Origin of the sequence: Phytohabitans flavus, from assembly GCF_011764545.1 — a bacterium.
GTDB classification, from domain to species: Bacteria; Actinomycetota; Actinomycetes; order Mycobacteriales; family Micromonosporaceae; genus Phytohabitans; species Phytohabitans flavus.
The window spans coordinates 9,113,163-9,132,310 of record NZ_AP022870.1; the positions used below are offsets into that span (position 1 = coordinate 9,113,163).

At 70.5% G+C, this 19,148-nt stretch carries 23 protein-coding genes; 17 read left to right on the forward strand and 6 right to left on the reverse strand.

Annotation, left to right across the window (positions count from 1 at the left end; translation table 11 throughout):
• Positions 1-215: 215 nt before the first annotated feature.
• A complete protein-coding gene (locus Pflav_RS40545) occupies positions 216-419 on the reverse strand; it encodes a DUF5957 family protein (RefSeq protein WP_173041814.1) in 204 nt (67 codons plus the stop codon).
• A 139-nt stretch (positions 420-558) separates the two neighbouring features.
• Here Pflav_RS40545 and Pflav_RS46875 point away from each other — a divergent pair, with 139 nt between their 5' ends.
• The 5 genes from Pflav_RS46875 to Pflav_RS40565 are packed head-to-tail and all read left to right on the forward strand — an operon-like array spanning position 559 to position 4,029.
• Entirely contained in the window at positions 559-951 is a 393-nt protein-coding gene (locus tag Pflav_RS46875; RefSeq protein ID WP_269474587.1) for an ATP-binding cassette domain-containing protein, read from the forward strand.
• Entirely contained in the window at positions 885-1,454 is a 570-nt protein-coding gene (locus tag Pflav_RS46880) for an ATP-binding cassette domain-containing protein (protein ID WP_269474588.1), read from the forward strand. The genes Pflav_RS46875 and Pflav_RS46880 overlap by 67 nt, the downstream gene beginning before the upstream one ends.
• Complete coding sequence (locus Pflav_RS40555; RefSeq protein ID WP_173041815.1) at positions 1,444-2,268, forward strand: ABC transporter permease; 825 nt, start codon at positions 1,444-1,446, stop codon at positions 2,266-2,268. Before Pflav_RS46880 ends, Pflav_RS40555 begins: the two co-directional genes overlap by 11 nt.
• A 13-nt stretch (positions 2,269-2,281) precedes the next feature.
• On the forward strand, positions 2,282-3,376 hold the full coding sequence (locus Pflav_RS40560) for a sensor histidine kinase (protein ID WP_173041816.1): 1,095 nt from the start codon (positions 2,282-2,284) through the stop codon (positions 3,374-3,376).
• Positions 3,373-4,029: a response regulator transcription factor gene (locus Pflav_RS40565; protein ID WP_173041817.1), complete on the forward strand. Its 657-nt coding sequence runs from the start codon at positions 3,373-3,375 to the stop codon at positions 4,027-4,029. Before Pflav_RS40560 ends, Pflav_RS40565 begins: the two co-directional genes overlap by 4 nt.
• A 629-nt stretch (positions 4,030-4,658) precedes the next feature.
• Here Pflav_RS40565 and Pflav_RS40570 read toward each other — a convergent pair.
• On the reverse strand, positions 4,659-5,885 hold the full coding sequence (locus tag Pflav_RS40570) for an alpha/beta hydrolase family protein (protein WP_173041818.1): 1,227 nt from the start codon (positions 5,883-5,885) through the stop codon (positions 4,659-4,661).
• 193 nt (positions 5,886-6,078) lie between these two features.
• On the opposite strand from Pflav_RS40570, the gene ffh reads away from it, so the two are divergent.
• The 3 genes from ffh to Pflav_RS40585 all read left to right on the forward strand — a co-directional run bounded on the left by ffh (position 6,079) and on the right by Pflav_RS40585 (position 9,462).
• On the forward strand, positions 6,079-7,644 hold the full coding sequence (gene ffh / locus Pflav_RS40575; RefSeq protein ID WP_173041819.1) for a signal recognition particle protein: 1,566 nt from the start codon (positions 6,079-6,081) through the stop codon (positions 7,642-7,644).
• A 129-nt stretch (positions 7,645-7,773) separates the two neighbouring features.
• Positions 7,774-8,361, forward strand: coding sequence for a Uma2 family endonuclease (locus Pflav_RS40580; protein WP_173041820.1), 588 nt, complete (start codon positions 7,774-7,776; stop codon positions 8,359-8,361).
• A gap of 21 nt (positions 8,362-8,382) precedes the next feature.
• The gene (locus Pflav_RS40585; protein ID WP_173041821.1) at positions 8,383-9,462 is read left to right on the forward strand and encodes an amidohydrolase family protein; all 1,080 of its coding nucleotides are present in this window, start codon (positions 8,383-8,385) and stop codon (positions 9,460-9,462) included.
• A 29-nt stretch (positions 9,463-9,491) separates the two neighbouring features.
• Here Pflav_RS40585 and Pflav_RS40590 read toward each other — a convergent pair whose 3' ends face one another.
• The gene (locus tag Pflav_RS40590; RefSeq protein ID WP_173041822.1) at positions 9,492-10,934 is read right to left on the reverse strand and encodes an outer membrane protein assembly factor BamB family protein; all 1,443 of its coding nucleotides are present in this window, start codon (positions 10,932-10,934) and stop codon (positions 9,492-9,494) included.
• Positions 10,924-11,439, reverse strand: a complete 516-nt coding sequence (locus tag Pflav_RS40595; RefSeq protein ID WP_173041823.1) for a SigE family RNA polymerase sigma factor — start codon at positions 11,437-11,439, stop codon at positions 10,924-10,926. The genes Pflav_RS40590 and Pflav_RS40595 overlap by 11 nt, the downstream gene beginning before the upstream one ends.
• Before the next feature lie 89 nt (positions 11,440-11,528).
• On the opposite strand from Pflav_RS40595, the gene proS reads away from it, so the two are divergent.
• The 5 genes from proS (at position 11,529) to rimM (ending at position 15,028) form a co-directional block, all read left to right on the forward strand.
• The gene (gene proS, locus Pflav_RS40600) at positions 11,529-12,935 is read left to right on the forward strand and encodes a proline--tRNA ligase (protein WP_173041824.1); all 1,407 of its coding nucleotides are present in this window, start codon (positions 11,529-11,531) and stop codon (positions 12,933-12,935) included.
• Positions 12,936-12,949: 14 nt separating this feature from the next.
• A complete protein-coding gene (locus tag Pflav_RS40605) occupies positions 12,950-13,603 on the forward strand; it encodes a ribonuclease FAU-1 family protein (protein ID WP_173041825.1) in 654 nt (217 codons plus the stop codon).
• Between the two features lie 176 nt (positions 13,604-13,779).
• Positions 13,780-14,241, forward strand: a complete 462-nt coding sequence (gene rpsP, locus Pflav_RS40610) for a 30S ribosomal protein S16 (RefSeq protein ID WP_173041826.1) — start codon at positions 13,780-13,782, stop codon at positions 14,239-14,241.
• Positions 14,216-14,476, forward strand: coding sequence for an RNA-binding protein (locus Pflav_RS40615; RefSeq protein WP_173041827.1), 261 nt, complete (start codon positions 14,216-14,218; stop codon positions 14,474-14,476). The genes rpsP and Pflav_RS40615 overlap by 26 nt, the downstream gene beginning before the upstream one ends.
• A gap of 6 nt (positions 14,477-14,482) precedes the next feature.
• Positions 14,483-15,028 (forward strand): ribosome maturation factor RimM, encoded by a 546-nt coding sequence (gene rimM / locus Pflav_RS40620; RefSeq protein WP_173042919.1) that lies wholly within the window; start codon positions 14,483-14,485, stop codon positions 15,026-15,028.
• Between the two features lie 256 nt (positions 15,029-15,284).
• On the opposite strand, the gene Pflav_RS40625 is transcribed toward rimM, so the two are convergent.
• Both Pflav_RS40625 and Pflav_RS40630 read right to left on the reverse strand, forming a co-directional pair.
• Positions 15,285-15,596, reverse strand: a complete 312-nt coding sequence (locus tag Pflav_RS40625; protein WP_180201303.1) for a hypothetical protein — start codon at positions 15,594-15,596, stop codon at positions 15,285-15,287.
• 5 nt (positions 15,597-15,601) lie between these two features.
• Positions 15,602-15,853, reverse strand: a complete 252-nt coding sequence (locus Pflav_RS40630; RefSeq protein WP_173041828.1) for a hypothetical protein — start codon at positions 15,851-15,853, stop codon at positions 15,602-15,604.
• A gap of 64 nt (positions 15,854-15,917) precedes the next feature.
• Between Pflav_RS40630 and trmD the strand changes: the two genes are divergently transcribed.
• The 4 genes from trmD to lepB (Pflav_RS40650) all read left to right on the forward strand — a co-directional run bounded on the left by trmD (position 15,918) and on the right by lepB (Pflav_RS40650) (position 18,927).
• Complete coding sequence (gene trmD, locus Pflav_RS40635) at positions 15,918-16,685, forward strand: tRNA (guanosine(37)-N1)-methyltransferase TrmD (protein ID WP_173041829.1); 768 nt, start codon at positions 15,918-15,920, stop codon at positions 16,683-16,685.
• Positions 16,686-16,788: 103 nt separating this feature from the next.
• Positions 16,789-17,145 carry a 50S ribosomal protein L19 gene (gene rplS, locus Pflav_RS40640; protein ID WP_173041830.1) on the forward strand — a complete coding sequence of 119 codons (357 nt, stop codon included), beginning with the start codon at positions 16,789-16,791 and terminating at the stop codon, positions 17,143-17,145.
• Positions 17,146-17,449: 304 nt separating this feature from the next.
• Positions 17,450-18,298: a signal peptidase I gene (gene lepB, locus Pflav_RS40645; RefSeq protein ID WP_173042920.1), complete on the forward strand. Its 849-nt coding sequence runs from the start codon at positions 17,450-17,452 to the stop codon at positions 18,296-18,298.
• Complete coding sequence (lepB, locus tag Pflav_RS40650; protein ID WP_173041831.1) at positions 18,295-18,927, forward strand: signal peptidase I; 633 nt, start codon at positions 18,295-18,297, stop codon at positions 18,925-18,927. Before lepB (Pflav_RS40645) ends, lepB (Pflav_RS40650) begins: the two co-directional genes overlap by 4 nt.
• Positions 18,928-19,148: the final 221 nt, after the last annotated feature.

The window sequence follows — 19,148 nt, forward strand, 5'->3', positions numbered from 1 at the left end:
GTGCTCCTCGGGAAGAAAGCGGTCAGGGCAGGCGGCATCGCGCCCACGACGGGCTTCGTCACTCGGCTCGCCTCCCTCCGCTCGACCGGCACGCGGCCGGTTCCCGACTTACGCGGCACAGCGTCCCGTCCCAGCCGGCGGACCGCAACCGAATTTCACCCCGCGACTGCTGCGCCGGGCCTTCCAGCGGCGGTCCCGGCGCCGGCGTGCGGTGGTCATCGGGATCGGCGGCGCCCGAGACGGTAGAGAACGACCGCGACAAGTGCGCCGACGGCCGCGGTGCCCACTGGCAGGAATTTGAAGCCGGCCGGCTCGCCGCCGGAGGCCATGCCGCCGATACCGATGGCCATGTCGAGCATGAGTCCGAACACGAAGCCGGCGACAAGCCCGGCGCCGGCCGCTGCAGACGTCCGTACCACTGCGCACTCCCTCATGAGATCCGAATAGGTTGCCAGTCTACATGTAGGTTGCCAACGTCCCGGCGTACGTCAGCGGGCGTACAGGGACTCACGCTTGGCGGCGGACGTTGGTGGGCGCGATCCGGGCGAGGGTTAGCGCATGTTTCCTGTAGAGACCCGCGAGCTCACCAAGCGGTACGGCCAACTCATCGCCGTCGATCGGGTGAGCCTCACCGTGCGGCCCGGAGAGGTCTACGGGTTCCTCGGACCGAACGGCGCCGGGAAGACGACCACGCTGCGCATGCTGCTCGGACTTGTACGGCCGAGTGCGGGCACCGTGCGCCTGTTCGGCAAGGACGTCGGGCAGAGCCTCGGCGACGTCGGAGCCCTGATCGAGGGGCCGGCCTTCTACCCGTACCTCTCGGGCGGGAGAACCTACGCGTCCTCACCCGCTACGCCGGCTGCCCCGCCGGGCGGGTGGACATCGTGCTCGACCTTGTGGACCTGGCCGACCGGGCCGGGGACCGCTACGGCACGTACTCGCTCGGCATGAAGCAGCGCCTCGGCGTGGCCGCCGCCATGCTCAAGGATCCCCGGCTGCTGATACTCGACGAGCCGACCAACGGGCTCGACCCGGCCGGCATGGCGGACATGCGGCGGCTGATCCGGCGGCTCGGTGCGGCCGGCAAGACCGTGCTGCTCTCCAGCCACATGCTCGGCGAGGTACAGCAGATCTGCGACCGGGTGGGCGTGGTGTCCGCCGGCCGCCTGATCGCCGAGAGCACGGTGGCCGAGCTGCGCGGTGGTGCGCGGCTGCGGGTGGTGGCCGACCCGCTCGAGGAGGCGGCCGCGCGGGCGCGGGCGCTGCTCGGACAGGACCGGGTGCGGGTCGAGGACGGGGCGCTGGTACTCGACGTCGAGGCGGGCAAGGCGGCCTGGATAAACGCCGAGCTGGTGGGCGCCGGCATCGACGTGAGCGAGCTGGGCGTGCGCGAGCGGGAGCTTGAAGACGTGTTCCTGGAGCTGACGAACGCTGGAGGCAGCGATGTGGGGTAGTACGCGAGCCGAGATCACCAAGCTCGTACGGCGACCGGCGAGCTGGCTGCTGCTGGCCGTCGCCGTCGTGCTGAGCCTGACCTTCACCTACCTCGTCCCGTACGCGGGCGCGAACGGCACCGCCGACGGCGCGCCCAACGCCACCCGGGGCATCGCCCAGACACTGCCGGACCAGCTGGTCGGCAACTCGATCGGCGGGCTGCCGGTGTTCGCCGGCGCGATCCTGCTGATCCTGGGCGTGCTGGCGGTCGGTGGCGAGTACGGGTGGGGCACCTGGAAGACACTGCTCGCCCAGGGACCGTCGCGGCTGACCGTGTACGCCGGGAAAATCGCGGCGGTCGCGCTGGCCAGCCTCGCGATCGTGCTGGCGCTCTTCGCGGCCGGCGCCGTGACCAGCGCGGCGATCGCGGCTGCCGAGGGCGCGCCCGCGGCCTGGCCGTCGGTGGTGGACCTGCTCGCCGGGATCGGCGCGGGCTGGCTGATGGCGGCGATGTGGGCCGGCCTCGGCGTGGTGCTCGCCGTCGCCCTGCGCGGCGTCGCGCTGCCGATCGGGCTGGGCCTTGTGTGGCTGATGGCCGTGCAGAACCTGCTCTCCGCCATCGCCGCACCCCTGCTGGACTGGGTGGCCAAGCTCCAGGAGTGGCTGCCCGGCCCGAATGCCGGCTCGCTCGCCGCCTCGCTCGGCTCATCTCCGGACACGCCCGGGGTCGCGACCCTGGTCGGGGACGGGCACGCGGTGGCGGTGCTGGCCGGATACCTGATCCTCTTCGTCGGCATCGGCGGCCTGCTTCTGCGCCGCCGCGACATTATCTAGAAAGAATGAGGCCATGAACGACGCGTACCGGAGGTGGGCGGCCGACGGGCTGCTCACCCTGGTGCTGCTCTTCATCGGGATCGGCGGTACCGCGCCGGCGGGGGAGGGGCAGGACCGGCAGGTCACCACGTTCACGTACGTGCTGGTCGTGATCGTGGCCCTCGCGCTGCTGGTCCGGCGTCGGTGGCCGCTCGTCACGCTCGCCGTCGCGACCGCCGGCACCTCGCTCTACCTGGCACTTCAGTATCCGTACGGGCCGATCCTGCTGGCGTTCATGGTCGCGGTCTACACCACCGCCCGGCACCTGCCGCTCAAGATCGCCGGCATCGCGTCCGGCATCGCGGTGGCCGTGCTGTCGCTGCATACGCTCGTCGACGGCAATGTCGTGGGCCTGGTGCCGGGGGCGGCGTGGGTGGTGGTGCCGTTCGCGGTCGGCGTCACGGTGCGGATCAGCCGTGAGGCAGCCGTACGGGCTCGGGACGACCTGGCCCGCCAGTACGCGGACGAGGAGCGCCTGCGCGTCGCCCAGGAGGTGCACGACGTGGTGGGGCACGGCCTCTCCGCGATCAACATGCAGGCCGAGATCGCCCTCCACCTGCTCGAAAAGCGCCCTGGGCAGGCCGAGACGGCGCTCACCGCGATCAGCCGTACCAGCAGGGAGGCGCTGGACGAGCTGCGGGTGACGCTCGCGCTCGTCCGCCGTACCAAGGAAGGCGAGACAAGAGCGGCCACCGCGGGCCTGGCCCGTCTGGACGACCTCGTGGCGCGGATGTCCGAGACCGGCGTGCCGGTCAAGGTCGAGGTCACCGGCGAGCGACCGGAGCTGCCGGCGGCGGTAGATCTGGCAGCATACCGGGTGGTGCAGGAGTCGCTGACGAACGTGTTGCGCCACGCCGGCGCGGCCACCGCCACCGTGCGGTTGGCCTACCTGCCCAAGGAGGTGAGCGTGGAGGTGCTCGACACCGGCCGCGGGGCGGCCGGCGCTCCCGGCGACGGGCACGGCCTGGTCGGGATGCGCGAGCGGGTCGCGGCGCTGGGCGGCGACTTCACCGCCGGGCCCGCCGAGGGCGGCGGATTCCGGGTGTACGCGAGGCTGCCGCTGCCATGATCCGGATACTCCTCGCCGACGATCAGGATCTGGTCCGCCTCGGGCTGCGCACGCTCGTGGAGAGCGAAGACGACATGGAGGTCGCCGGCGAGGCGCCCGACGGGCTGGCCGCGATCGAGGTGGCCCGGCGCGAGCGCCCCGACATCGTGCTGATGGACATCCGCATGCCGGGCATCGACGGCATCGAGGCCACCCGCCGCATCGTGGCCGACCCGGCGCTGGAGTCGACGCGGGTGGTGGTGCTGACCACGTTCGAGCTGGACGAGTATGTCTTCGACGCGCTTCGCTACGGCGCCAGCGGCTTCCTCATCAAGGACACCAAGCCGGCCGAGCTGCTCCACGCGATCCGGCTGGTGGCCGGGGGCGAGGCGCTGCTGTCACCGTCGGTGACGCGGCGGGTGGTACGCGAGTTCGCGACGAGGCCGAGCCGCGTGCCGAAGCCGCACCCGCAGCTCGACACGCTCACCGAGCGGGAGAAGGAGATCGTCGGGCTGGTCGGCGAGGGGCTGAGCAACGACGAGATCGCCGAGCGGCTGGTGGTCAGCCCGGCGACGGCACGCACCCATGTGAGCCGGGCGATGATCAAGCTGTCCGCGCGCGACCGGGCCCAGCTCGTCGTCTTCGCATACCAGTCGGGCTTGGTCGACCTCTAGAAGATCAATTGCAAGAGACAGATTCGAGCTACCGCGATGCCCGTCGTGGTCCAGACCGCTGCTCCCGCGGCCTCACCCTTCACGGTTGGCAAGCTCAACCCCCAGGGTCGTGGTCGGTCGACCACGACTTTTCGCTGCCGGGTGAGGGACCAAGCCCAGCCTTGACCTCGTTCGGAGTTGGGTCTGCTAGCAGTTCGCGGAGAGGAGGAGTCGGGCGTTGGGCTTGGCCCGCGGACCTGGCAGCGGAGGCCGGGATTTCGGCGAGCGCCAGCGAGCCGCCGGCCTGCGCGGTGCCCGCGGGAGCATACGGTCTGCGACTGACGCGGACCGGGGAAAATACCCATTTCAGGAAAATTGACCCGGAGAGCCTCGCCAGGGACGCCGGGACGGCCCCGCGACTACCTCGATCAAGGAAATGCTCGCGGCCATCGCCGTGTCTGGGCAGATCGTGGTACGGAATGGCCGTCAGAGGGGCGGCTCGGTACCACGATCTGCCGGTTGTCGAGGGAGCCGCTTCCGATTGCCGCCCGCCGGGCGGGAATCCGCGGGCGGATCCGGCGTTGAGGTACCCCGATGTCCATCGCGGCCCGCCCGCTTGGAGTGGGCGGGCCGCGCGGCACCACCCTTGATTACGAGCCGTTGATTGTCATGAACCACTTCACGGTGGCTGCGGTGCCGAGGATGTTGGCGCCGTTGTGGGTCGAGCCCTCGTAGACCAGGTCGCCGACGTCCACGATCGGCGCCCGCACACCGCGGGTGGCGAAGGCGGCCGCGCAGGCTGTGGCGTGCCCCGGGCGGATCTGCTCGTCGCCGCCCGACACCACAAGCCGCACGGGCACCCGTGGCGTCCAGCCGGTGCAGGTCGCGTCGTGTACGGCCAGTGCCGCCGCGAACGGCCCGGTCGGGTTGTCGATCAACGCCCGCCCTCGCTCGGTGAGCAGCAGGTCGAGGCTGGGCGGCAGCGTCTCGAAGAAGTCCTGGCCGGTGTGCACTCCGTCGAAGAGCTGCTCGATGCCGTCCACCTGGAACACGTCGCCCGGCTTGTCGTAGATGTGGTGCAGGCGGTTCCAGGAGACCAGCAGGTAGCCCGTGTAGCCGCTGTTGAACGGCGGTGGGATGTCGTCCAGGGAGGGAAGCAGCTCACGCCGCGCGTCGTACGCCCCGGCGATCGGCGACAGCGCGCCGAGCCGGAACCACCCGTCCGCGCCGCCGGCCAGCGCGCGGGCCAGCCCGGTCGCCGCGGTACCGCCCTGCGAGAAGCCGGTGACCAGCACCTTCCGGTCGAGGGTGTGACCGGCTCGGGGCACGAACTCGCGCGCGGCCCGGAGCAGGTCCAGCGCGGCCGTGGTCTCCGACGGCACGTCCAGGAAGGGGTGCGGGCCGGGGCCGAGGCCCAAGCCCAGGTAGTCGGGCGCGACGGCGGCGAAACCGGCCGAGGCGTACGTGAGCGCCGGACCCACGGCCCACCCGTCACGCCACATCGAGGGTGCGTCGGTCCGGTTGATCTCCGTGCCGTGCGTGTACGACACCGTGGTGAGCTCGCGCGCACCGCCGCGGGGCAGGGCCACCAGGCCGCTCGCCACCGTCGGCTGCCCGGCCGGGTCCACCGTGCGGTAGATCAGCTGGTACGTGTCCACCCCGTACCGCACCTCGTCCGTCTTGAACTCGGCGGCGGCGAGCACGCGCGCCACGTCGTCCTTTGTGGTGAGCGTGCGCAACGGCTGGACCGCCACGATCCGCCCCCGCTCGGTACCGCGCTGCCGGTCGTCGGCGACCGCGGGCGCGGTGAACGCGACCGCCCCCGCGGCGAGCGCACCTACCAGGACCCCGGCTGTCGTTCGCATATATCTCGTCATGGCCTGAACGCTATGAATCCACGTCCCCGGTCTGAATCCGGTCAGCCGGCCTCTTCGTGGTAGGGCCAGCCTGACTCCGTGGCGCCGCGCCGGTATCGGGCCGGTAGGGGTGGGTCCGGTTACGCTTGTTGGCGCGGCCTGCTCATGAGCGGCCGCTTTACCCGGCAAATATCGACAAACGGGATGTTGTGGCGTGTTTGATACCTTGAGTGACCGGCTCTCCGGGATCTTCACCAAGCTCCGCGGGAAGGGGCGCCTCTCCGACGCTGACATCGACGCCACCGCCCGCGAGATCCGCCTCGCCCTACTTGAGGCCGACGTCGCGTTGCCGGTGGTCAAGGCGTTCATCGCGAACCTGAAGGAGCGGGCGCGCGGCGCCGAGGTCTCCCAGGCGCTCAACCCTGCCCAGCAGGTCATCAAGATCGTGCACGAGGAGCTTGTCGCGATCCTGGGTGGGGAGGCGCGGCGGCTCCAGTTCGCCAAGCAGCCACCCACTGTGATCATGCTGGCCGGCCTCCAGGGCTCCGGTAAGACCACACTCGCCGGCAAGCTCGCCCGCTGGCTCAAGGCGCAGGGTCACCAGCCGCTGCTGGTGGCCGCCGACCTCCAGCGCCCCAACGCCGTCGGGCAGCTCCAGGTGCTCGGTGGGCGGGCCGGCGTCGAGGTGTACGCACCGGAGCCCGGCAACGGCGTCGGCGACCCGATCCAGGTGGCTCGCGACTCGATCGACCACGCCCGCCGCGTGGCCCGCGACATCGTCATCGTCGACACCGCCGGCCGGCTGGGCATCGACGCGGAGATGATGGCCCAGGCCGCGTCGATCCGCGACGCCGTCGATCCCGACGAGATCGTGTTCGTCATCGACGCGATGGTCGGCCAGGACGCGGTCTCCACCGCCGAGGCCTTCCGTGACGGCGTTGGCATCACCGGCGTGGTCCTGTCCAAGCTGGATGGCGACGCCCGTGGTGGTGCCGCACTCTCCGTGCGGCACGTGACCGGCCAGCCGATCCTCTTCGCGTCCACCGGTGAAAAGCTGGAGGACTTCGACGTCTTCCACCCCGACCGGATGGCCAGCCGCATCCTCGGCATGGGTGACATGCTCACGCTCATCGAGCAGGCCGAGCAGGCGTTCGACGAGGACCAGAAGGAGAAGATGGCCGCCAAGCTCATGGGCGGCCAGAGCTTCACGCTGGAAGACTTCCTCGACCAGCTCATCGCCGTGCGCCGGATGGGCCCGATCGCGAATGTGCTGTCGATGATGCCGGGCATGGGCCAGATGAAGGACCAGCTGGCCGAGCTCGACGACAAGCACTTCGACCGGGTCACGGCGATCATCCGCTCGATGACGCCGGGCGAGCGCAGCAACCCCAAGATTATCAACGGCTCCCGTCGCGCCCGCATCGCCAACGGCTCCGGCGTCACCGTGATGGATGTCAACCAGCTGCTCAACCGCTTCACCGAAGCGCAGAAGATGATGAAGCAGATGGGCGGCATGATGGGCCTGCCTGGGGGGCGGCGCAAGGCGACCAAGTCCCCGAAGAACAAGCGCAAGGGCACCAAGGGCGGCGGTCGCCCGCGCACTGCGGGCATGCCGGGTGGTCTTCCGGGCGGGATGCCTCCGGGCATGCCTCAGCTTCCGCCGGGCATGGACCCGAGCGCGCTGGCGGGTGGCGGGCTGCCGCCCGGCTTCAAGCTCCCGAAGCTCGACTTCGGCAAGCTCCGCAAGCGCGAAGACGACGAAAAGAACGGCGGCAAGTAGCGCGCGGCGCGACGCCTTTACGTGGTCAAGCTGGGTAAGGAATTGGGGGACTCGGACCAAGGCTGATGGGGCAGCAGGATGAGACGTGAGGTGGTTACGGTGTCGCAGCCCTCACGGAAGGAAGTTCCCATGACTGCTGCCCTCAGCCTGCCGCAGCGCGAGGTGTGGACCGTCGACGACCTGGCCGAGCTGCCGCCCGACCTTCCGTACGAGCTCGTCAACGGAAGGTTGATCCTTTTGTCCCCGGGTTTCGTCCATCAGTTCGTGTGCGGCGAGGTGTTTGTCGCACTCCGGCACAATTGCCCGGCGGGATATTCTCCCGTCCTCGACCTCTCACTCGACGTCGGCCGATACAGCGAACCCCGTCCCGACGTCGTCGTGATGGACACGTCGCACATCGACCAGCATCCGCCGCCCGTCGAGGACGCGGTGCTCGCCGTCGAGGTCGTGTCGAAGGACTCGAAGGTGCGCGACGTGTACGACAAGGCGGGCATGTACGCGGCCGCCGGCGTGAAGCACTACTGGGTGATCGACCCGCTGGGCGACAAGATCTCGCTCGCCGAGCACGTGCTGGAGCCGAAGCCGCGACGGTACGCCATTGCCCGGCAGACCACCGACAGGTTCACCACCGACGAGCCGTACCCGATCACCATCGACCTGCCCGCGCTGACCGCGCGGCGCGATGCTTTCCTGGCCCGGGCAAAGCTGGCGGAGTGATGATCAGGTAGGACTGTGCGTATGGCGTTTCACGTGCGTGGGGTCCTGCTGCCGGAAGACGAAGAGCGCGACCTCTGGCTCGTCGGCGACCGGGTGACGTTTTCACCGGTCGAGGGTGCCGAGACGATCGCGGACCGCGGCTACGTCCTGCCTGGCCTTGTCGATGCGCACTGCCACATCGGCATCGCCCCGGGCGGAGGGCCGGTCGAGGGGATCGCGCAGGCCAAGGAGCTGGCCGCGACCGACCGTGACAGCGGGGTGCTGGCCATCCGGGACTGCGGCTCGCCGTACCCGTACCCCCAGCTGGACGACGACCCCGACGTGCCGCGACTGGCCCGCGCGGGCCAGCATGTCGCGCCGCCCAAGCGTTATCTGCGGGATATCGGCGTGGAGGTTGGCGCGCCGGACGTGCCGGGCGAGATCGCCGCGCAGGCGCGGGCCGGAAACGGCTGGGTGAAGCTTGTCGGCGACTGGATCGACCGCTCGGTCGGCGACCTCGCGCCGGCCTGGGACGCCGCCACCCTCGAAGCGGCGGTGCGCGCGGCGCAGGCGGCCGGGGCGCGGATCACCGCGCACACGTTCTCCGAGGAGGCGGTGGCGGTGCTGGTGCGGGCCGGCATCGACTGCCTGGAGCACGGCACCGGCCTGTCAATCGACCTGATCGACGAGATGGCCCGGCGCGGCACGGCCCTGGTGCCTACGATGATCAATATCGCCACGTTCGGCGACATCGCAGCGCGGGCGGAGGGCAAGTTTCCCGAGTACGCGCGGCACATGCGCGCTCTCGGTGACGGCTTCCCGGCGGTCGTGCGCGCCGCGTACGAAGCGGGCGTCCCCCTGTTCGTCGGCACCGACGCCGGTGGCGGGATCAGCCACGGGGTTATCGCCGACGAGATGCTGTGCCTGCACGAGGAGGCCGGCCTGGCACCGCTCGACGTGCTGCGTGCGGCGTCCTGGGGCGCGCGCGAGTGGCTTGGCTTCCCCGGGCTCGTCGAGGGCGGGCTGGCCGACCTCGTCGTGTACGCCGAGGACCCCCGCCGCGACCTCCGCGTGGTCCGCGCTCCGCAGCGGATGGTCCTTCGTGGCCGGGTGATCCGCTAGCGCGGGTGGTCCGGTCGCCGCGATAGTGATCATCGCGGCGAGATGTCCCACACCTGGAAGCCGGTCGCCGTCGGGCAGGCTACGCGGCGCTCGGTCCACGAGCAGTAGCGGCCATGTTCTGGCAGCTCGCCCAGCACGCGTACGCTGCCGTCCGCGGCGTCGACGGCGGCCAGCTCCGTGGCGCCGAAGGAGAGCAGCGTGCCGCTGGAGAGCCAGACCACCTGAGTGTCCGAGCGCAGCACCTGCCGGCCGTCCTGGTCGAGCAGGACGCTCACCGTGCCCAGTTCGTGGCTTCGCCCGGTGGCGAGGACTCGCGCGCCCGCCGAGGTCAGCAGCTCCACGTCGCGAGGCGCGCCCACCCGCCACGCTTCCCGTCCCCGGTCGACGTCTATGGCGATCACCTGGGCCTCGTCATAAATGTCCAGCACGCACACCCGGCCGGCGCCGCAGGCGGCGAGGCTGGTGATGTTGTGGCCGGGGGCGCCGGTGAAGATGTCCCGGGGTGCGCCGGTACCGTCCACGTCGGACACCCGCAGGCGGTTCGTCTGCTCGGTCAGCGAGTACCCGTAGAGCCGCCCGCCGAAAGCGATGTAGTTGGCGTGCGAGCTAGGCGCGACTCCGGCCCGGGTGGCGGTCACCGCGCCGGTGGCCGCGTCGCGTACCAGCAGGTTGCCGCTCGCGGTGATCTGGAGCAGCCGGGGGTCGCGTAGCAGCGGCGGGTGCTGCTCGAGTGCGCCGGTGGGTAGCTCGCCGTCCACCTGGTGCATGCCGATGCTCATCACCGGCCGCTCCGCCGGGTGCAGCTCCTCCCACAGCACCCGGCCGGTGCCCCAGTCGTACCCCCGGGAGGTGCCGTCCGCGGTCACCAGCACCGCCGCCGCCTCGAAGAACAGCAGGTGGTCGTCGTTGATGCTGAACGGAAGCTCCCAGCGCACCTCACCACTGTCCGGGTCGATGATGAACAGCAGCTGGTCCGGGACCGTACCGTCGTTGTGCTCGCCGATCGCCAGCAGCGCGTGGGGGAGCGCCACGATGCCGTTGGAATCGTCGAACTCGCCCAACGCCCGCGGCGGCCACACCGGCCGGCCGGTCTCCAGATCAGCGGCGGCCACCGTGAGCTGGTCGCCGGCGAACCAGCTCGCGTACACCCGGTCGCCGCCAAGCGCGGTCAGCGCAAACTCCGGCCGCCCGCCGAAGGCGATCTCCTCGTTCAGCGGGCGCGGCGGGCCCAGCTCGACGACGCGGTCAGGCGGCGCCACCGGCTCGGGCTCCGGCCCGGCGAGGTCGCGGGTCAGCCACGAGCCGCCGGCCAGGCCCGCGACCACGGCGCAGACCACAGCCACGGCGGTCGCGACGAGCTGGGTACGGCGGCGCCGCTCGCCCCGCCGGCGCGCGCTGATCGCCTCGGTGAGCGGGATCGCGTCGGCGTCCTGCCGCAGTGCGTTGAACATCCGGTCGAGGTCAGTCGACACCGCCGGCACCTCCTTCGGTGGACCGGGCCAGCGGCTCGCCGAGGGCGGCGGCGAGCTCGGCGCGCCCTCGGGAGAGCCACGACTTGACCGTCCCCGTCGCCGCGCCGGTCTCGGCAGCGATATCCGCCACCGAGCGGTCGAGCAGGTAGTGCAGGACCAGCGCGCGCCGGTGCGCCGGCGGCAGCGCGCGCATGGCCGAGACCAGCAGCACGGTGTCCTCTGAGGGCGGTGGGACATCTGGCGGTGGACCGGCCGTGGCGGCGCGGAGCCGCCGTACCCGGAGGTAGCGCCACCGGTCCGCGGCCAGGCGGGTGATCACGATTCGCAGCCACGCCTCGGCGTTGTCGAACCCGCTCAGCCGCCGCCACCGCTGCCAGGCCCGCGCGTACGCCTCCTGCACGAGGTCCTGTGCCTCGGCCGCGTCGCCGGTGAGCCCGTACGCGTACCGCACCAGGCGTCTCGACGTGTCCCGGTAGAACGCGTCGAACCGCTCAGCCTCAGCCATCCCCACCACCTATCGATTCATGTGCCACTAGGAACACGGGGCGGCGCCGGTTCGGGTTGCATCCGGCGGCGCGGCTAGGATGTCGGCTCATGGCACGCGTGCTCACTCCCCGTGCGGAGGACTTCCCCCGCTGGTACCAGGACGTCATCGCAAAAGCGCAGCTCGCCGACAACGGGCCGGTCCGCGGGACGATGGTGATCCGACCGACGGGATACGCCATCTGGGAGCGCATGCAGGCCGAGATGGACGCCCGGATCAAGGTGGCCGGCGCGGAAAACGCGTACTTCCCGCTGTTCATCCCGGAGAGCTACCTGCGCCGCGAGGCCGAGCACGTCGAGGGCTTCTCGCCGGAGCTGGCGGTCGTCACGCACGGCGGCGGCAAGCAGCTCGCCGAGCCGGTGGTGGTGCGGCCGACCAGTGAGACGGTGATCGGCGAGTTCATGGCCAAGTGGGTCGACTCGTACCGCGACCTGCCGCTGCTGCTCAACCAGTGGGCCAATGTGGTGCGGTGGGAGCTGCGGCCGCGGGTGTTCCTGCGCACGAGCGAGTTCCTGTGGCAGGAGGGGCACACCGCGCACGCCACCGAGGCCGACGCGCGGGCCTACGCCCGCAAGATCCTCCACGAGGTGTACGAGGACTTCATGGTCGGGGTGCTCGGCATCCCGGTGCTGGTCGGGCGCAAGACGGCCGGTGAGCGGTTCGCGGGCGCCACGAATACGTACACGCTCGAGGGCATGATGGGCGACGGCAAGGCGCTCCAGCTGGGCACCTCGCACGAGCTGGGGCAGAATTTCGCCCGCGCGTTCGACATCACGTACTCGTCGGCGACCGGCGGGGTCGAGCACGCGTGGACCACGAGCTGGGGCACCTCGACCCGCATGCTCGGCGGCCTGATCATGTGCCACGGCGACGACAACGGGCTGCGGGTGCCGCCGCGGCTGGCGCCGGTGCAGGCGTACGTGATGATCGTGAAGGACGGCGAGGGCGTGGGCGAGGCTGCGGCCAAGCTCCGCGACGCGCTGCGGGACGCCGGCGTCCGGGTCGGGCTGGACGACCGGGTGGACACCCCGTTCGGCCGCCGGGCCGTCGACGCCGAGCTCAAGGGCTACCCGGTACGGATCGAGGTGGGCCCCCGCGACCTCGCCGCCGGCAATGCGGTGCTGGTGCGCCGCACCGACGGCTCGAAGACGCCGGTCGCGGTGCCGGACGTGGTCAAGGCGGTGCTCGCCGCGCTCGAGGCCGACCAGCAGGCGCTGTACGACGAGGCGCTGAAGAGGCGCCTCGACCGCACGGTCACGGTGGGGACGCTGGCGGAGGCGATCGAGGCCAGCGCCACGGGCTGGGCCAAGGTGCCGTGGTCGGAGGTCGGTCCGGCCGGCGAGAAGGAGGCGAACGGGCAGGGTGTGACCGTCCGCTGCCTGATCAGCGCGGACGGCACGGTGCCCGACTCCGAAGACGAACCGGAGCTGCAAGCGATCCTGGCTCGGGCCTACTGAGTCCGCGCCGGCCGATGTACTTCACTCCCGGTCAGCTGATCATCCACCGCAACGTCCACCGCGGCCGCATCGCCTGGGTACGCCCGGGGCGGGTGGTCGCCGACGACGAGCGCGGCCTGCTGGTCTGGATCGCCCGCGGCACACCTGTGGCGGGTGAGGTCGCCGCCGACGGGCGGGGGATGCGGGCGATGCCGTTCGCCGAGTGGATCGAGCAGCAGCCCTACCGCTTGGCGGAAGGCACCTGGGCCGGCCCGCCGGTGCTCAAGTTCCTGCCGCCCGGGGCGCACCACTCGGTGTGGTGGTTCCGGGACGACGAGGGCCGCTTCGCCAACTGGTACGTCAACCTCGAAGAGCCCGGCGTGCGCTGGGACGACGGCGAGATGGCCGGTGTCGACATCGTCGACCAGGATCTGGACATCGTGGTCCGGCCGGATCTCTCCTGGCGTTGGAAGGACGAGGAGGAGTTCGCCGAGCGGCTGCGGTACCCGGATCACTACTGGGTGGCCGACGAGGCGGCGGTACGGGCCGAGGGCTGGCGGGTGGTCAAGCAGATCGAGGCGGGCGAGTTCCCGTTCGACGGCACGTGGACCGACTTCACCCCGGATCCGGCGTGGACTCCTCCGGCGGTAATGCCCGCGGGGTGGGACCGTCCGCCGGCGCGTTTCTGATCATTCACCCCCGGTCGGGCCTTTCGTCGCGGGTCTGGCAGAATGGTTCGCTGGTATCCGGTCCGTGTCCGCGCCCTCTAACCCGGACGCGCGGCCAGTCCACCCGAGCCCCGACGTCACAACCCCACGTGGCGATCCGGTCAGCTCACCCGTATCGCACAGGAGCGAAAACAAACGTGGCCGTAAAGATCCGGCTCCTGCGGATGGGTAAGATCCGCAACCCGCAGTACCGCATCGTTGTCGCCGACTCGCGCACGAAGCGCGATGGTCGCGCGATCGAGTACGTCGGTATCTACCAGCCGAAGGAAGACCCTTCGGTGATCGAAGTCAAGTCGGACCGGGTGCAGTACTGGCTCTCCGTCGGCGCCCAGCCCAGCGAGGCTGTCCAGCGCCTGCTGGAGAAGACCGGCGACTGGCAGAAGTTCAAGGGCCAGCCGGCCCCGCCGCCGCTCCTGGTGGCCGCCGAGCGTGTCGACCGCCAGGCGGCGTACGAGGCGGAGGCCAAGGCGGCCGCCGGGCTCGCGGAGGCGGCCGCTCCGGCCAAGACCGCGAAGAAGGCGACCAAGAAGGCGGCTGCCGAGGCGCCCGCCGAGAAGACCGAGGAGCAGGCCGGTGCGGACTCCGGCGAGCAGGTCTGAGGTGGCACTCCGGCCGGCGCTGGAGCACCTCGTCAAGGGCATCGTCGACCACCCGGACGACGTTCGGGTGCGCATGATCGACTCGCGCCGTGGCAAGCGGCTCGAGGTGCGGGTGCACCCCGAGGACCTGGGCACCGTGATCGGCCGGGGCGGTCGCACCGCCAAGGCCCTGCGGCAGGTCATCGGATCGATCGGCGGTCGTGGCGTGCGCGTCGACATCGTCGACTCGTACTGATAGATGCTGCTTTACGTCGGGCGTATCGTCCGGCCGCACGGGATCCGCGGTGAGGTCATCGTGGAAGTGCGGACGGACGACCCGGATGAGCGTTTCGCCCCCGGAAAGGTCCTGGTGACCGATCCGGGGGCGATGTCGTCCACGAGCACGGACGCGGCCGCCTACAAGGTGCCGGACCGGCTCAGGATCGAAGAGGTGCGGGCCCACCTGGGCCGGCTGATCGTCGGGTTCGACGGTGTCTACGACCGCAACGTCGCCGAGGCCCTGCGCGAGGTGCTGCTCTGCGTGGATAGCGCCGACGTGGGTCCGCTGTCCGACCCGGACGAGTTCCACGACCACCAGCTGGTGGGTTTGACAGCGGTGACGCTCGCGGGGGAGACGCTGGGCGAGGTCACCCGCATCGACCACGCGCCCGCGTCGGACCTGCTGGTGCTGCGCCGGCCCGAGGGAGGGACCGCGCTGGTCCCGTTCGTCAAGGCGATCGTCCCCGAGGTCGACCTGGCCGGCGGCCGCGTCATAGTCGACCCACCCGAGGGCCTCTTCGACCTCTAGAAGATCCATTCCAAAGAAACAGATCTGAGCTACCGCCCAAGTCTTTTGGTTTGGCGGTAGCCCCTCCTTCCGTGGCCAGGGCCCAGTTCCCTGGCCACGGGGTCGGGGTCACTTCCTACTACCGGAACCCGGAGGCAGGGGTTCCTTCGAGAAACCCGGAGGCGTGGGTTTCCGTCTTGTAGAACCCCCGGGTGGCGGGGAGGCGTGGTACGTCCGCCACCCGGGGGCTGTCACCGGTCGGGGGATGACCGGCTGATCAGGCCGCCGTGGCCGGAGGCAGGGCGGGAGCGGCCAGATGACAGATGGTCGTTCGGGTCGACCATCCGGTTACGCGAACCGTGTACGCCGCCGCGACCGCCGCCCGAGCCCAGCGCATGCGGGCGACGGCGGTGTCGGGGTGGTCGCCGAACTGCTGCGCGACCTTGGCCACGCAGTCTTTCGCGCCGTACGCGCGAACGGTCCGGACGACTGCGGCGCGTACCTGCTCCGCGCTGGGGCGCTGCGAGTGCTGTAGATCGGACACGAACAGCGCCTCGCACCGCGTCGCGGTGATGTCCAGGCGGGGCATGGCTCTCACCATCTCCCCGCGTTGCGAGGGAAACATCCGCCACTACGCGGAGACTCGGACTTAGGTGCTTGGGGAGGGGTGGCAACGATCGCCAGAATCTGCTCGACGGTCGTGTGCGCCCGGTCGGCGATCTGGTCGATCGAGGCCTTGCTGGCGAGGGCTTGCCTGATCGCCGAGCGCCAGGTGACGTCGGCCCGGGCGCGCACATCAGCCGCCTGGTCCAGCACGTAGAGTGCCTGCTCGGGTGATCCGTACATGGGTTAAAGACTCGGCCAGAGCGCGTGCGGATACATCCGCCACCATGCGGAGGTCGAAACAGGGATGCGGATCGACGTTGTCACGATCTTCCCGGAGTACCTTGGCCCGCTCGACCTGTCGCTGATCGGCAAGGCGCGGGACAGCGGGCTGCTCGACGTGGGCGTACACGATCTGCGGGAGTGGACGCACGACGTGCACCGGACGGTCGACGACACTCCGTACGGCGGTGGTCCGGGCATGGTCATGCGCCCGGAGCCGTGGGGTGAGGCGCTGGACGCGCTGGCCCCCGAGGGCGGGGCGCGGCTGGTGGTACCCACGCCGGCGGGCCAGGTGTTCAGCCAGGCGATGGCGCACGAGCTTGCCGCCGAGCCGCGGCTGATCTTCGCGTGTGGCCGATATGAGGGCATCGACCAGCGGGTGCTCGACCACGCGGCCAGCCGGATGCCGGTGACCGAGGTATCGCTCGGCGACTACGTGCTCTTCGGCGGGGAGGTGGCCGTGCTGGTCATGTGCGAGGCGATCGTGCGGCTGCTGCCCGGGGTGCTGGGCAACGCGGACTCGCTCGCCGAGGAGTCGCACGCGAACGGGGTGCTGGAGGCGCCAGTCTTCACGAAACCACCGGAGTGGCGTGGACACCCGGTACCCGAGATCCTCCGGTCAGGTGATCATGGTCGGATCGCCAGGTGGCGGCGCGACGAGGCCCTGTTACGCACAGCACAGCGCCGCCCGGATCTGCTTGCCGCACTTGACCCCGGTATCCTGGACAAGCGCGATGTCGCTCTCCTCTCCGGGGCCGGATTTCAGGTCCGGGGTGTCGATATGGCAAAGTAGTGAGGTTGCCGCGACCAGCCACCGCCCTCCGGTGGGCCCGCGTGCTCATCCCCGGCCGCCGCCGGGTGGTGATCGCCCCAACGAGTCATGAGGAAGCCACGCGATGAACACGCTCGACCTACTGGACGCCCAGTCGCAGCGGACCGACATCCCCGACTTCCGCGCTGGTGACACCGTCAAGGTGCACGCGCGGGTCGTCGAGGGCAACCGTTCCCGGGTCCAGGTCTTCCAGGGCGTGGTCATCCGGCGCCAGGGTGGCGGCCTGCGCGAGACCTTCACGGTCCGCAAGGTCAGCTTCGGCGTCGGCGTGGAGCGCACCTACCCGATCAACAGCCCGGCGATCGACCGCATCGAGGTCGTGACCCGTGGCGCGGTCCGCCGGGCCAAGCTCTACTACCTGCGCGAGCTGCGCGGCAAGGCCGCCAAGATCAAGGAAAAGCGGGAGAAGCAGGCGAGCTGACGCTCGCCCCTCCTGGCATCGCCCGGATGGTCGCCCGTCGTCGTCCCGGGTTTGTGCTCTTGGCATTGGCCGGCGCGGGCGCCGGGCGGATACGCTGTGCGCGGTGACGTACGACGAAGGCTTCGTCCGCGGTCAACGCCGCGACGGCGCGACACCCCCGCACTACCGCTCGCCCAGCCCCCGCGGAGGAGGCCTCGCGGGCGGTAGTGCTGTATCTCGGACTCGGGGGGCGCGCGACGTGCGGTCAGACGGTGACGTCGATCCATGGCGGACACCCCGCCGCAGCGGCGGGCGCCGGCGGCAGATGCCGCTGTGGCAGGAGCTTCCGCTGCTGCTCATCGTCGCGTTCTGCCTGGCGGTGCTGATCCGTACGTTCCTGCTGCAGGCGTTCTTCATCCCCTCCGGGTCGATGGAGGACACGCTGCTGGTCGGCGACCGCGTGCTGGTCAACAAGATCGTGTATGACGTACGCGACCCCGAGCGGGGCGAGGTCGTCGTCTTCCGCGGCCCACCCAACTGGACGCCCGAGTTCCAGGAGGAGCCGCAGGTCGGCTTCATGGCCAAGCTCGGCCGCACGGTGGGCGACCTCGTCGGCGTCAGCCGCCCGGGTGAGAAAGACTTCATCAAGCGGGTCATCGGCGTGCCCGGCGACAAGGTCAAGTGCTGCGACGCGGATGGGCGCGTTCAGGTCAACGGCAAGTCGATGGACGAGCCGTATGTGTTGGAGAACTCCGATCCCGACCTGCCACCCAATCCGCGCGAGTGCCGCTCGCGGCAGTTCGACGAGATCACCGTCGCGCCGGGCAACCTGTTCGTGATGGGCGATCACCGCCTGGTCTCGCAGGACTCGCGGTGCCAGGGCCAGGTGCCGATCGACAACGTGATCGGGCGGGCCTTCGTGATCGTCTGGCCGTACGACCGGTGGGCGGGGCTCGGCGTGCCACCAAACTTCGACGACGTGCCGCAGGCCGCGGCGCTCGGACCGCCGGCGGAGTCTCCGGCTCGCCTGCCTGACCAGGGAGGTCTCGCTGTCGTCCTGCCGCTCTTGCTGCCGTTGGCCTTCACCACACGAGGCTCGTCGCTGTGGTCTTTGGGGCTGTCCGCGCGTTCCCGACGTGCGTTTCCAGGTGGCCGTCGTAGGCTCCGTCCGTGATTGACGAGCAGACCGACAAGCGCCGCAGTTCGTTCTGGCGCGAGCTTCCCATCCTGCTGGGCGTGGCGATCCTGGTGGCCGTGCTCGTGCGCGCCTTCGTGCTGCAGACGTTCTACATCCCGTCGCCGTCGATGGAGCACACGCTCGACATCAATGACCGGGTGCTCGTCAACAAGCTCGTCTACGACTTCCGCTCCCCGCATCGCGGCGAGATTGCCGTCTTCGAGGCGCCCGCCGACTGGCGCAGCAATCCCGACGGCGAAGACTTCATCAAGCGGGTCATCGGCGTGGGCGGCGACCACATCGTCTGCTGCGACCCGGACCAGCGCCTGATCATCAACGGGCAGTCGCTGGACGAGCCGTACCTGTTCTCCGAGGGCGGCACGAGAGACCTGGCGGCCGACGAGTCCTTCGACATCACGGTGCCCCAGGGGCGCCTGTGGATGATGGGCGACCACCGCTCGGCCTCGGGCGACTCGCTGGAGCACTGGGAGCGCACCCGCGACATCAACGCCTCCACGATCCCGGAAGACGCCGTGATCGGGCGCGCGTTCGTGGTGTTCTGGCCGGTGGGCCGGGCCAAGTGGCTGACTGTTCCGGAGCCGTACGACAAGGTCCCTAACTCCTGACCGCTGTCGAGGTCTTCACCGCGTCCCGGGCTTCGGGGCCGGTAGCCGCGTGTCGAGGCTTCCGGGGCTGCTGGCTGCGCCTTGGGGCTTCGCGGGTGCTGGCCGTGCCTTGAGGTTTCGGGGCCACTGGCTGTGTCTCGGGGCTTCGGGGGTGCTCGCCGGGTCGTGAGGGTTCTCGGGTGGCTCACCGGGTCCTGAGGCCTCTTGGTGCTCATCGCGTG